Here is a 13,166-nt window from a genome sequence, read left to right as displayed (position 1 = left end):
GAGGGCAATGGCTCCGGGCCTGACACCCTGAGAAGAAATCCGATCTCCGTTGGTGCGCTTAACGACTTGGGCGGAACACGGAGTTCGCCGGCGGGCTCACCGGCTCGATTCGCCTCCAGGGGCGCGCGCTTCCAGCCGGGATCTGGAGCCGGGTCGAGCCGGCGCCGCGCGGCCGCCCCCTGCTCACCTCTCGCCGCCGGCTCGGCCGCATGCTCCGATGGCCGCTGGAACTTTCGCCATGCTCCGTCCCGCGCTCATCCTCGCCCTGCTGCTCCTCGCTCCCACCCCTGGATGCTCGTCGGACATCGACGCGTGCGAGGTGGTCTGCACCAAGAACGCCGAGTGCCAGACCGACAGCCCTGGAAAGGACACGTGCGTCGCGCTGTGCCTCGATCTGTCCGACCGCGCGTCCTATGCCACGGCCATGGAGCGCACGGCCGAGTGTTACGAGGAGGAGGACCGGTCCTGCGCCGATCTCGCGGGTGGCGTCTGCGACTACTCGCCGGAGGATTGATCGACGAGGCCCGCCGCCTCTCCGGCGCGGGGCGCGCGTCCTACTCGGCCGCCATGAACGGATAGGCGACCGCGCGCGGCGGGGCGAACGTCTCCTTCACGACCCGCGGGGAGACCCAGCGGAGCAGGTTGAACAGGCTGCCCGCCTTGTCGTTCGTGCCGGAGGCGCGCGCGCCGCCGAACGGCTGCTGCCCGACGACGGCGCCGGTCGGCTTGTCGTTGATGTAGAAATTGCCCGCGGCGAAGCGGAGCGCGTCGCTCGCCGCCTCGATGAACGCCCGATCCCGCGCGAACACGGCGCCGGTCAGGCCATACGGCGACGTCTCGTCGCAGAGCGCGAGCGCCCTGTGCTCCTCGCCGTCGGGGTAGACCCAGACCGTGAGCACCGGCCCGAACAGCTCCTCGGCCATCAGCGGGTGGCGCGGATCCGTGGTCTCGATCAGCGTCGGCTCGACGAACCAGCCGTCGCTCCCGTCGTGCGCGCGCGCGCCGCCGCCGCACACGATCGAGCACGCCGCGTCCGACTTCGCCGCGGCGATCCGCCCCGTGAGCCGGGCGTGCGCTCGCTCGTCGATCACCGCGCCCATGAAGTTGCGGAAGTCGGCGACGTCCCCCACGCGGATCGCCCGGATGTGGCCCACGAGCCGGTCCTTGAGGGCCGGCCAGAGCGAGCGGGGGATGTACGCGCGCGACGCGGCCGAGCACTTCTGCCCCTGGAACTCGTAGGCGCCCCGGACGAGCGCCACGGCGAGCGCGTCGACGTCGGCGCTCGCGTGCGCGAAGACGAAGTCCTTCCCGCCGGTCTCGCCCACGATCCGCGGATAGCTGCGGTAGCGCCCGATGTTCTCCCCGATGCGGCGCCAGATCGACTGGAAGACCGCGGTCGAGCCGGTGAAGTGGATGCCGGCGAAGTCCGGATGATCGAGGCACGCGTTCGAGACGAGCTCGGGCGGGCCCATGACGAGGTTGATGACGCCGCGCGGGAGGCCCGCCTCGATCAACAGCTCCATCACGAAGTGCGCCGAGTACAGCGCGTTCGCGGACGGCTTCCAGACCACCGTGTTGCCCATCAGCGCCGGGGCCGCGCACAGGTTGCCCGCGATCGCGGTGAAGTTGAACGGCGTCGCCGCGAACACGAAGCCCTCCAGCGGGCGAGGCTCCGCGAGGTTCCAGATGCCGGGCGCGCTCGCCGGCTGCTCCGCGGCGATCCGGTGCGCGAAGTGGACGTTGTAGCGGAAGAAGTCGATGAGCTCGCACGCCGAGTCGATCTCCGCCTGGTACGCCGTCTTGCTCTGCCCGAGCATCGTCGCCGCGTTGAGCGTGGGGCGGTACCGGGTCGCGAGCAGCTCGGCCGCCTTGAGGAACACGGCGGCGCGCTCGGTCCACGGCGTCCTCGACCAGGCCGGGTGCGCCCGCCGGGCGGCCTCGATCGCGCGCGCGACGTGCTCGGCGCCACCTTGATGGGCGCGGGCGAGGAGGAGGTCGCGCCGGTGCGGCGCGCGGACCTCGTCGAGCGCGCCGGTCCGGAGCGCCTCCCCGTCGATGACCATCGGGATCTCGATCGTCTCCCGCGCCCGGCGGTCGAGCTCCGCCTTGAGGGCCGCGCGCTCCGGGCTGCCAGGCGCGTACGTGAGGACGGGCTCGTTCAGGGGGCTCGGGGGCGTGGCGATGGCGTCGATCATGACGCGAGTCTAGCGGCGGAGCCGAGGGCGCGCAGGCTCCGGCGCCGCTGCTCTCCGCCGCGGCGTGAGCCAGATGGCCGCGGAGGAGAGCGCTCGGCGCAATCACGCGATTCGCACAACTCTAGCGATGTCAGGTTTCCGGCGTCGCTCGCCTTGGGCAGCGACCACGTCGCCGCTACTCTCGTCCGATGCGCGAGCTCATCACGCCGCCCGATACGATCCTCGACCCGAGCACGGGAGCGGCGCGCGTCGGGTCCTACCGGGGCGATCTCCCGCGCGTCGACCCGGCGCTCCTCGCGCCGCGCAGGCTCGATCGGCTGCTCAAGCACAAGCGATGGGTCTACGTGGCGATCGCGTCCGACGAGGTCTTCGTCGCCGTCGCGGTCGTGCACCTCGGCTACGTGTCGATCGCGTTCAGCGTCGTCTTCGACAAGGCAGGCCGTCGATTGCTCGTGGACCGCGCGACGTTCGGGCCGCCCTTCGCGGTGAGCGTGGGCGACGCGAGCGGCGAAGGCCGCTCCGCCCGAGCGTGGCTCCCCCGCGCGCGCGTCCGGATCGAGCGGCCGCGCACGGACGCGACGACCGCGGTGACCGCCGCGCTCCGCGGGGTCGAGATCGAGGCGCGGCTCGACAGCCGCGCGGCCCCGCCGGCGCTCTCGGCGATCGCGCAGGCCTCGGACGGCTTCCTGATCACCACCGAGAAGCGCCTGCTCCTCGGCGTCGAAGGCGAGGCGTCGGTGCTCGGTCGCCGCATCTCCCTCGACGGAGCGATCGCCAGCTACGACTACACGAGCGGCCTCCTGCGGCGCCGCACGACCTGGCGCTGGGCCCTCGCGCTGGGGCGCGCGGAGAGCGGCGAGCGCGTCGGCCTGAACCTCGGCGAAGGCTTCGTCGGCGAGGCCGAGTGCGCGATCTGGATCGACGGCGAGCTCATCCCGCTCGCCGAAGGCCGGTTCACCTTCGACGCGGCCCGGCCGCTCGACCCATGGCGCGTCCGGACCGCGGACGGCGCCGTGGATCTACGCTTCGTCCCCGGCGCGGCGCACTCGAACCACACGAACCTCGGCTTGCTCGCGTCGGAGTTCATGCAGCCGATCGGCCTCTACTCGGGCACGATCCGCCTCCCGGACGGGCGGCTCCTCGAGCTCCGGGACGTCCTCGGCGTCACGGAGGACCAGGACATCACCTGGTAGGGGCCGACGGGTCGAGGCCGCGGCTCGCCTCGGTCAGCCGCCGCGGCGCTCGGCGATGAGCTTGTCCAGATCATCCTCGGTGATGAGCTTCGTACCGTACTTGCGCGCCTTCACCGCCTTGCTCGACGTGGAGGCCACGTCGGCGATGACGAGGTAGTTGAGCTCCTTCGTGACGCTGTTCAGCACCCGGCCGCCGTTCGACTCGACGAGGTGGGTGAGCTCGCCGCGGGGACGCGCGCCCGCGCCGGTGAAGCAGAACGTCAGTCCGGCGAGCGGGCCTTCGGCCTCGGGCGCGACCGGGACGATGCCGGCGGCGAGCAGCCGCGCGATCTCGTCGCTGCGGGCGCGCAGCCCTCGAACGATGCTCGCGGTCTTGATCGCGCCGAGGCCCGGGATGCCGGCGAGCTCGTCCTCGCCGGCGGCGAGCAGCTTCTCGATCGTCGTGTACCCCGCCGACACGAGCAGCCGCGCGGTCTGGATCGCGAACCCCTCGATGCCGAGCGCCGCGAGGAACACCGGCAGCGCGAGCGGGAGGCGGCTCTTCAGCTGCTCCAGGCACTTCGTTGCGCTCTTCTCGCCGCGCCGATCGAGGTCGGCGATGCTCTTGACCGTGAGCTTGTAGAGGTCGAGCGGCTCACGGACGAGGCCTGCGGCCACCACCTGCTCGATCAGCTTGTCGCCCCACTCCAGCGCGCCGATGGCGTCGATCCAGTTGTGGATGCGCCCCTCGATGAGCGCGCGGCACGCGGCGTTCCGGCAGAGGAGGTACTCTCCCTCGACGACGAGCGGCGCGCTGCAGACCGGACAGACCGATGGAGGGACGGCGGCGGGGCCGCGCTTCTCGACGACCTCCTCGACGTACGGGATCACGTCGTTGCGGCGCGAGACCAGCACCTCGTCGCCCACGCCGATGCCGAGGCTCCGCACGTTGGCCGAGTTGTGCAGGGAAGCGCGCCGGACGTTGGCGCCGGCGAGCTCCACCGGCTCGACGATCGCCACGGGGGTGACCCGGCCGCTCGGCCCGGTGTCCCACTGGATCGCCACGACCGTCGTCACCTTGGCGGGCGACGCGAACTTGAAGGCGACCGCGCCGCGCGGCCGGCGGTTGACGTCGCCGAGCAGGCCTTGGACGTGGAGCGAGTCCACATAGACGACGAGCCCATCGATCTCGTAGTCGAGGCTGGCGCGGAGCTCGCTCGAGTAGCGCCGGTAGAGCTTCACGACGTCCTCGACGCGGCCGTGCGCGGTCTGCGGCGTCGCGAAGCCGAGCTCGCGCAGCCAGGCGAAGCGCGCCCGGCACGTCGGGATCTCGAGGTGCTCGGCGACATCGTAGAAGAGCACGGTGCAGTGCTCTGCCCCCTGGCCGTCGAACCGCTTGGCCGCGCCTGCGGCCATGTTGCGCGGGCTGGTGACGCCGGGGAAGTGGCGCTTCATGTCCGAGAGGCGAAGGATGATCTCTCCGCGCACGGACAGCCGGCCCTTCTCTCGGATCCGCGAGGGGATCCCCTTCATCCGCGCGACGTTCGCGGTGATCCGCTCGCCCCACTCGCCGTCGCCGCGCGTGATGGCGTCGACGAGCTTGCCGCCCTTGTAGATGACCTCGATGGAGATGCCGTCGAGCTTCTCCGCCACGAAGAGGTCACCCGCGATGCTCGAGGTGGAGCCCGGTGCCGGCGGCGCGGCGCCCGTACCGCCGTCGCCGTGCCCGTCCTTCACGAGGATCTCGTCGCACCGGGCGACCCAGCCCAGGAGCTCGTCCTCGGAGACGACCTTGTTGAGCGAGCCCATCGGGATCTCGTGCCGCGCCTTCTCCCACTCGGTGATCAGGGAGGCCGAGCCGACCCGGGCGAGCACCGGATGCGCCGGATCGAGGGCGCGGAGCTCGTCCTCGAGGGCATCGAACGCCGCGTCCGAGATCTCGGGGTGCCCTGCGTAGTAGCTCGCCCTGTATTTCTCGATGCGCTCGGCGAGCTCCTCGATCCTCGCCTTGTGCTTCGGATCCGTCGCGAGCCCGCCCTGCAGCGGGTTGCGCGCTCCGGCGTCGTCGTGGTGTGCCTGCGTCATCGCTTGCCTCGGCTCACTCGAGCTCCGTGTCGCCGGCGCGTCGGGCGGCGGCGAAGAGATCCCCCATGCCCATCGCGAGCTCGGACGGGAGCTCGTCTTCCCGGAACAGCCTGACCTCGCGGATCTCGAGCGGATTTTGCGGAGGGCGCGTCGGCGCGGCGATCCGGGCGGTGACGACGACCGTCACGGCGTGGAAGCGGATGTCGCGATCAGGCCGCGAGTACACGCCGACGACCCGCCCGAGCTCGACCTCGGTGACGCCGGCCTCCTCGGCGAGCTCCCGCACGATGCTGTCGCGGAGCGTCTCTCCCCATTCCAGGGTGCCTCCCGGGAGCGCCCATGTTCCGGTGTCGCTGCGGCGAATGAGCAGCCACCGGCCGTCGGCGGTCTGAGCGGCGGCGGCGATCCCGACGACAGGCCGCCGGAGCAGCGCGCGGGCGACCTCCTTGGCGAGGGCGAGCACGGAGCGCGGCAACAGCGACAGGGGAGCGATTTCCATGAGAATTTTTGTGGCGTGCGGGGAAAGCATAGGAGCGATCGGACGCCGCCGGGAGAGGGTTCCGTGCGGCCTCGGCGGATCCTGCGGACGTCCATGAGCCGTGCGGCTCAGGCTCGGTCGCGGGAGAGAGGCAGGCTACGCTCGTCCTCATCATGGCGATCGTGCGGAGGGCGATGCGCGCTCTTGTCGGGTTGTACGGCTGGGCTGTCCTCAGCGGCGTGATGGCCTGGGGCGCGGCGCTTGCGCTCGCTTCGCTCCCGAGCTGCACCGACGAGCGGCTCGCGTCGCCTCGCCCTCAGGCAGGCGTCTCCGCCAGCGCGGGCGCCTCGGGGGGAGCGCTGCCCGATGCGGGCGCCGACGAGGGGCCGGCGAACCTCTGCGAGTGCCTCGCGGCCTATGGCGGCGAAGCTGGGCGCTGCGGCGATTGCTTCAACGAGCATGCGTCCCGCGGCGGGCGCTGCGAGGCGGAGCTCGCGGTGTGCGACGGGGAGCCTGAGTGCAGGCCGATCAGCCTGTGCCTCAAGGGGTGCGGCCACAACAAAGCCTGCCAGACGGCGTGTGTGTTCCCGGACGATGCGGGCGCTGCTCACCGGATCTTCCAGCGGGTGCTCGCCTGTGTATGCGCTGCGTGCAGCGCCAGGTGCACCTACTCCGGCGCGCCGCTCGAGTGCGCCGCGCCCGCCGAGGTGGACGGCAGCGGTGGAGCCGCGGGCGCCGGCGGGGCAGGTGGCGCTGGTGCCGGTGGGGCTGCAGGCGCCGGCGGGGCAGGTGCCGCTGGCGGAGCTGATGGGGCAGGTGGCGCTGGTGCCGGTGGGGCTGCAGGCGCCGGCGGGGCAGGTGGCGCAGGTGCCGGTGGCGCTGCGGGAGCGTCCGGAGATCGAGGAATCTGACGATCCCTGCGCTCCCGTTGGCGCGTGGTCCACGCCGGGTCCCCGTGCGGTAGGCTTGCCGCATGGAGAAACCGGTGATCTGGGCGGCCCTTCAGCTCTCCAGCCAGGAGAACGTGAGCGAGAACCTGGCGCGGGTCGAGGTGCTCGTCGTCGAGGCGGCGCGCCGTGGGGCGACGACGGTCGTGCTGCCCGAGAACTTCGCGTACATGGGCAACGAGGAGGGGAAGCGCAACATCGCGGAGGACCTCGACGCTGGCGGCGGCCCGATCGCGCGTCGTCTCGCCGACGCGGCGCGCTCCGCCCGGGTGACCATCGTGGCCGGCGGCTTCCCCGAGCGCGCGCACGATCCGGCGCGGCCGTACAACACCTGCGCGGTCTTCGGGGCCGACGGCCGGCTCACCGCGCGCTACCGGAAGATTCACCTCTTCGACGTCGAGATCGCCGACGGAACGAAGTACCGCGAGTCGGCGTCGACGACCGCCGGGGAGCGCCCCGTCGTCACCGAGATCGACGGCGTGAAGCTCGGGCTGTCGATCTGCTACGACGTCCGGTTTCCGGAGCTCTACCGCGCGCTCTCGTCCGCGGGCGCAGAGGCCATCGTCGTCCCCGCGGCGTTCACCCTGCTCACCGGCAAGGACCACTGGCTGGTCCTGCTCCGCGCGCGGGCCATCGAGGCCCAGGCGTACGTCGTGGCCGCGGCACAGTGGGGCAAGCATCCTGGCGGGCGGGCGACGTTCGGGAAATCGTGCGTCATCGATCCGTGGGGTGAGGTGATCGCGCAGGCCTCGGAAGGGGAGGGGATCGCGATGGCGATGCTCGACCCCTCCTACCTCGATCGGGTCAGGGCGAACCTACCTTCGCTCACGCACCGGAGGCTCTGATCGTCGTGTCATGGGGGTAAGCACTTTGTCCTCGCACCGGAGGTGGCGGTGCCGGCGCTTCATATGGCCGATCTCTGCCGTCAGCTCACTCGGCAGAGGCGTCGCTCGGCTCCGTCTCTCCGGCCGAGGGCGGCGTGCTGCCGCGCTTGGACAGGAGGGCGCGGAGCTCCGCAGGCCTGCGGAAGCCGATGCGGCGGGCGACCTCTCCCTCGGTTAGCCCCTCATGAAGGAGCGTTCGCGCGCGCTCCGCACGCACCTCATCGTAATAGACGTGGGGCGATGACCCGAAGGCGGCGCGGAAGAGCCGCGCGAAATGAAACTCGGACAGATCGAGGTCCAGCGCGACCTCGTAAGAACGGATCCTCTGGCCTGCTTCCGCGGCGCTGCGGATGCGGTCGCGGCCGAGCAGGATCCGCTCCGAGGTACTGCGCGGCAGCGGGGCTGCCGAGCGCGGTGGTGGCGTGGATCGGGAGGCGCCGGTCGCTGCAGCGCGCTCGCGCGGCGGCTGCGCGCTGTAGCTCGGCGCAGCGACGCCAGGCGTGGGGAGCGACGCCGGCCGTGCGGCGGGCGCGCCGCTCGGAACCGACAGGGAACATGCGGCCGGCATGCTGTGGGACGAGGAGGGTGCGATCGGAGTCGAGATAGGAAGCGCAGTCGTCACGAGTACCTCTCCAGCGGTGAAAGGGCGGTGTCTCGCGGTCATCGCGGCCACCGGCGCGACGTATTGCAACCAGCAGGCCGCAGGCTGACGCAGCGTTCTCGGCTCACGCGGTTCGGCGTTCAGCAGCACAAAATCCCGCGATTGCTCGGCTACCTGCTCGCGATGTCCGACGGGGTGTGGCCTGCCGTTCACGTGGCACAGGCGCCAGAGATCAGCCGCGGTTGGCACATTGTGTCTTCGCGACGTGCACGCCATGGCGGTCGCCTGCATCGCGACATCCTCGCGGCGAGCTCATGGGGGTCAGGGAGGATGAATGCGGGAGCGCGGCGCCGCATCCAACGAGGTCCGCGCGAGGCGCGAAGTCGCCGCGACCTCTCGAACGAGGGATCGATGTCAGACGTCGATCTCGGCGTTCGGCGCGCGCTCCATGATGAAGCGGAAGCGCGCCTGGGCGTCCTTGCCCATCAGCTCGTTGAGGATGCGATCGGTCTCGATCTCTCCCTCGATCACGATGCGCAGCGCGCGCCGGCGTCGGATGTCGAGCGTGGTCGCCTTGAGGTCCTCCGCGGGCATCTCGCCGAGCCCCTTGAACCGCGAGATATCCGCCTTGGCCGTCTTGGGGAGCTTCGCGAGGACCCGGTCGCGCTCCGCGTCGTCGAGCGCCCAGTGCGTCTCCTTGCCGACGTCGATCCTGTAGAGGGGCGGCTGCGCGAGGAACACGTGCCCGCCGCGGAGCAGGCCGGGCAGGTGCCGGTAGAAGAACGTCAGCAGCAGCGTCGCGATGTGCTGGCCGTCGCTGTCGGCGTCCATGAGTAGAAAAATCCTTCCGTAGCGCAACTTGGAGGCATCGAAGTCCTTTCCAAAGCCGCAGCCCAGCGCGCTCACGATGTCCTGGAGCTCCTTGTTGCCGAGCACCTTCGAGGTCGAGGCCTGCTCCGCGTTGAGCACCTTGCCGCGGAGCGGGAGGATCGCCTGGGTCCGGCGGTCCCGGCCCTGCTTGGCCGAGCCACCTGCGCTGTCGCCCTCGACGATGAAGAGCTCGCTCTCGCTCGGATCGGTCGAGGCGCAATCGGCGAGCTTCCCCGGGAGGTTGAGCCGGTGCGACACCGGCGTCTTGCGCAGGACCTGCTGGGTCGCCTCGCGCCGCGCCTCCCTGGCGCGCGCCGCCAGGATCGCGCGGGCCACGATCGACTCGCCGGCCGTGCCGTTGTGGAGCATCCACTGCTCGAGCGCCGGCCGGACCAGGCCCTCGACCGCCGGCCCAGCCTCCGCGTTGTTGAGTCGATCCTTTGTCTGCCCCTGGAACTGCGGCTCCTGGATGTAGATGGACAGGACACCCACGATCCCCTCGCGGATGTCGTCGGCCGTCAGCGTGACCCCCTTCGGCTGGACCTTCTTCGCGTCCATGAACGCGCGGACCGCCTTCACGATCGCGCCGCTGAAGCCGGACTCGTGCGCGCCGCCCGCGTGCGTCGGGATGCCGTTGACGTACGACTTCACGTACTCGTCGGTCGACTCGGTCCACTGGAGCGCGGCCTCCAGGCGGATCTCGCCCTCGCGCGCGACGTAGAAGATGGTCGGGTGCGTCACCGGCTTGCCGCGCTGGGTGACCAGCTTCGGCAAGAAGTCCGCGATGCCGTTCGGGTGGAGGAGCTCGATCGACTCTCCGGACGAGAGATCGCGGAACGCGATCTCGAGCCCTCCGTGGAGGTACGCCTTGGCCTCCAGGCGCTCGCGGATGGTCTCGGGATCGAAGCGCCGGCCCTGCCCGAAGATCTCCGGATCGGGCCGGAAATGGATGCTCGTGCCGTGCTTGCGGGTGGGCGCGCCCTTCTTGAGCTTGCTGGTCGGCGCGCCGCGCGAGAACGTCTGCTGGTGCTCGAACCCGTCGCGCAGCACCCGGACCTCGACGAGCTCGGAGAGCGCGTTGACGACGCTCGAGCCGACGCCGTGGAGCCCGCCTGAGACCTTGTAGCTGTCGCTTGCGAACTTCCCGCCTGCGTGCAGCGTGCAGAAGATCAGCTCGAGCGCGGGGCGCTTGTACCTGGGATGGACGTCCACGGGGATGCCGCGCCCGTCGTCGGTCACGGTGGCGCCCTGGAGATCGGCGTCGAGCGTCACCTCGATCCGCTTCGCGTGCCCGTTGATGGCCTCGTCGACGGCGTTGTCGACGATCTCCCAGAGCAGGTGGTGGAAGCCCCTGGCGTCGGTGCCGCCGATGTACATGGCGGGGCGCTTGCGGACGGGCTCCAGCCCCTCGAGCACCTCGATGTCAGCGGCCGTGTAACGTGCGCCGGAAGCGGCGCGGACCGGGGGATTCGTGGCGGCCATGTTCAGCTCACCTCCAGCGTCGGTACGACGACGGCCGGCGGCACCACGCGGGCGAAGCGGTCGCGTCGTGCGATCGGCTCGCCCTGGGTGCCTCGCTGGCCGGCGATCTTGCTCGCGGCGATCTCGAGCGTCTTGCCCTTCTCCGTCTCGACCGTGATCGTGTCGCTCGGCCTGAGGGCGAGCGCGGCGCCGATCAGGCGCTCACCTTCGGCGACCCGCATGACGACGGAGCCCTTGCCCGGGCCGGAGAGCAGCGCGAGCTCCTCCACGGCCACGCTGAGCGCCCAGGCGTCGCTCGAGGCGCAGAGCACCCGGTCGGCGCCGTCCACGGCGTGGACGAAGAGCACCTCGTCGCCCTCGTTCAGCTTGGCGAAGCGGCGCCCGGAGCGCGTCGATGGATCGCGGTGCGGCCGCAGCGAGAACCTGAAGCCGAGGCCTCCTCGGGTGATCGCCAGCGCGAAGGGCGGCTCCGGCTCGGCGGAGTCCGGGGTCTGCGCCGGGACGTCGAGCGCCCTCGGATCGAAGGACATCAGCGCGATCAGCCGCTCGCCGTCGGCCAGCTTGAACAGCTTCTGCACGGGATCGCCGTAGCCGGTCGACTGCGGCACCTCGTGGATGCGGCACACGTAGCACGCACCGAGGTTCGAGAAGAACGCGACCGTCGACCGCGTCGAGCCGGCGACGACCGCGAGGACGCTGTCTCCCTCGCGGATGCGCGTCGAGGCGAGATCCTTCACCTCGCGGACCCGCTTCACCCAGCCCTGCGCCGAGAGGATCACGTTCGCGTCCTCGGCCACGATGAAGTCCTCCGCCTGGTACTCGGGCTCGTCGATCGAGCCGACCACCTTCGTGCGGCGCTTCTCGCCGTAGGATCCCTTGATCTCGACGAGCTCGTCGCGGACGATCCCCCAGCGCTTCGCGTCGCTCCGGAGCAGCCCTTCGATCCGCTTGGCCTCGGCGCGCTTCTCGCCGAGATCTTTCTGCACGAGCAGGATCTCGAGCCGCGCCAGCCGGTAGAGCTTGAGCTCAAGGATCGCGTCCGTCTGCTCCTCGTTGAGGGTGAAGCGCTTCATCAGCTTCTCGGCCGCGTCGGCCTTGCCCTCGCTCTTGCGGATGATCCGGATCACCTCGTCGAGCGCGTCGAAGATCTTCTCGAACCCCTCGAGGATGTTGATCCGCCGCCTCAGCTCGCCGAGCTCGAACTCGAACCGCCGCGTCACCGTCGCGTAGCGGAAGTCGAGGAACTTCGTCAGGATCTCGTGCAGGCCGAGCCGTCGAGGCGCGGCGATCTCCGCGTTGTCGGTGGGCACGAGGCAGGTGAGGTTCACCTGCACGTTGATCGCGAGCGGCGTCTGTTTGTAGAGGTACGCCATCACGAGCTGCGCGTCGGCGCCGCGCTTGAGCTCCATCACGATGCGCACCTCGCCGGTCGACTCGTCGCGCACGTCCACGAGCGTCGGCAGCTTCTTGGAGAGGATCACCTCGGCGATCTTCTCGACGATCGCCTTCCGCTCGACGCCGTACGGGATCGAGGTGATCACGATCTGCGGAGCGGCGCCGCGCTTGCCGTCGCCCTCTTCCAGCTGCCACTCGCCGCGGAGCTTCAGCGAGCCCTGGCCCGCTGTGTAGATGGCCTCGAGCTCCTTCTTCGTCGCGTGCAGCTGACCTCCGGTCGGGAAATCCGGGCCCTTCACGTACGAGAGCAGCCGGTGGGTTGTGAGCTCGCGGTTCTCGATCAGCGCGACGCACGCGTCGATCACCTCGCCCAGGTTGTGCGGCGGGATGCTCGTCGCCATCCCGACCGCGATCCCCTGCGAGCCGTTCACGAGGAGGTTGGGGAAGCGCGACGGGAGGACGATCGGCTCGAAGCGGGTCCCGTCGTAGTTGGGACGAAAGTCCACGGTGCGCTGGCCGAGCTCGCTGAGCAGCTCCAGCGCCAGGGGCCGGAGCTTCGCCTCGGTGTAACGCATCGCGGCGGGCGCATCGCCGTCCACGGAGCCGAAGTTCCCGTGGCCGGCGATGAGCGGCGCCCGCATCACGAAGTCCTGCGCGAGCCGGACCATCGCGTCGTAAATCGCGACGTCGCCGTGCGGGTGGTACTTGCCCATCACGTCACCGACGACCGCGGCGCTCTTCCGGTACTTCGCGTCCGGCCCGAGGTGCAGGTCGTGCAGCATCGCGTAGAGGATGCGGCGCTGCACCGGCTTCAACCCGTCGCGGACGTCGGGCAACGCGCGCGACGTGATGACGCTGAGCGCATAGTTCAGGTACCGGCGCTGCGCCTCGTCGGCGAGCGAGGTGTCGGGCGCCGGGGGCGGCGGCGGCTCGCTGTCACCGGGCCGGCCGCCACGGCGGCCCTTGCGGGACGCGTCACCGTCGGACGGAAGGGAGGGGGTTCGAGACACGCGATGCTCCAGGGAGTGCGCGGGCACCGGACGAACAGGTGCTCCGA

Annotated in this window: 10 protein-coding genes; 4 read left to right on the top strand and 6 right to left on the bottom strand. The window is 70.7% G+C overall.

Annotated elements, in window-relative coordinates:
- The first annotated feature begins 238 nt into the window (after window positions 1-238).
- On the top strand, window positions 239-514 hold the full coding sequence (locus WMF46_RS24305; protein ID WP_437987766.1) for a hypothetical protein: 276 nt from the start codon (window positions 239-241) through the stop codon (window positions 512-514).
- A gap of 40 nt (window positions 515-554) precedes the next feature.
- Here the strand turns inward: WMF46_RS24305 and pruA are convergent, their stop codons facing one another.
- Window positions 555-2,195 (bottom strand): L-glutamate gamma-semialdehyde dehydrogenase, encoded by a 1,641-nt coding sequence (gene pruA, locus WMF46_RS24300; protein WP_437979140.1) that lies wholly within the window; start codon window positions 2,193-2,195, stop codon window positions 555-557.
- A 188-nt stretch (window positions 2,196-2,383) separates the two neighbouring features.
- Between pruA and WMF46_RS24295 the strand changes: the two genes are divergently transcribed.
- Window positions 2,384-3,388: a DUF2804 domain-containing protein gene (locus tag WMF46_RS24295; protein ID WP_437987765.1), complete on the top strand. Its 1,005-nt coding sequence runs from the start codon at window positions 2,384-2,386 to the stop codon at window positions 3,386-3,388.
- Between the two features lie 33 nt (window positions 3,389-3,421).
- Here the strand turns inward: WMF46_RS24295 and ligA are convergent, their stop codons facing one another.
- Both ligA and WMF46_RS24285 read right to left on the bottom strand, forming a co-directional pair.
- Window positions 3,422-5,452: an NAD-dependent DNA ligase LigA gene (gene ligA / locus WMF46_RS24290; protein WP_437987764.1), complete on the bottom strand. Its 2,031-nt coding sequence runs from the start codon at window positions 5,450-5,452 to the stop codon at window positions 3,422-3,424.
- Window positions 5,453-5,465: 13 nt separating this feature from the next.
- Window positions 5,466-5,951 (bottom strand): NUDIX hydrolase, encoded by a 486-nt coding sequence (locus tag WMF46_RS24285; RefSeq protein WP_437555139.1) that lies wholly within the window; start codon window positions 5,949-5,951, stop codon window positions 5,466-5,468.
- 152 nt (window positions 5,952-6,103) lie between these two features.
- On the opposite strand from WMF46_RS24285, the gene WMF46_RS24280 reads away from it, so the two are divergent.
- Window positions 6,104-6,841 carry a hypothetical protein gene (locus tag WMF46_RS24280; protein ID WP_437987763.1) on the top strand — a complete coding sequence of 246 codons (738 nt, stop codon included), beginning with the start codon at window positions 6,104-6,106 and terminating at the stop codon, window positions 6,839-6,841.
- A gap of 62 nt (window positions 6,842-6,903) precedes the next feature.
- The gene (locus WMF46_RS24275) at window positions 6,904-7,722 is read left to right on the top strand and encodes a carbon-nitrogen hydrolase family protein (RefSeq protein WP_437987762.1); all 819 of its coding nucleotides are present in this window, start codon (window positions 6,904-6,906) and stop codon (window positions 7,720-7,722) included.
- Window positions 7,723-7,807: 85 nt separating this feature from the next.
- On the opposite strand, the gene WMF46_RS24270 is transcribed toward WMF46_RS24275, so the two are convergent.
- From WMF46_RS24270 to WMF46_RS24260, 3 genes are all read right to left on the bottom strand, one after another.
- On the bottom strand, window positions 7,808-8,329 hold the full coding sequence (locus tag WMF46_RS24270; protein ID WP_437987761.1) for a helix-turn-helix domain-containing protein: 522 nt from the start codon (window positions 8,327-8,329) through the stop codon (window positions 7,808-7,810).
- Between the two features lie 447 nt (window positions 8,330-8,776).
- A complete protein-coding gene (locus WMF46_RS24265) occupies window positions 8,777-10,714 on the bottom strand; it encodes a DNA gyrase/topoisomerase IV subunit B (protein WP_437987760.1) in 1,938 nt (645 codons plus the stop codon).
- A gap of 2 nt (window positions 10,715-10,716) precedes the next feature.
- Entirely contained in the window at window positions 10,717-13,119 is a 2,403-nt protein-coding gene (locus tag WMF46_RS24260) for a DNA gyrase/topoisomerase IV subunit A (RefSeq protein ID WP_437987759.1), read from the bottom strand.
- Window positions 13,120-13,166: the final 47 nt, after the last annotated feature.

The sequence above is a fragment of the Sorangium sp. So ce117 genome, from assembly GCF_051524395.1.
Lineage (GTDB): Bacteria > Myxococcota_A > Polyangia > Polyangiales > Polyangiaceae > Sorangium > Sorangium cellulosum_B.
The sequence above is the reverse complement of the archived record's forward strand: the minus strand, read 5'-3'. Positions and strand labels throughout refer to the sequence as shown.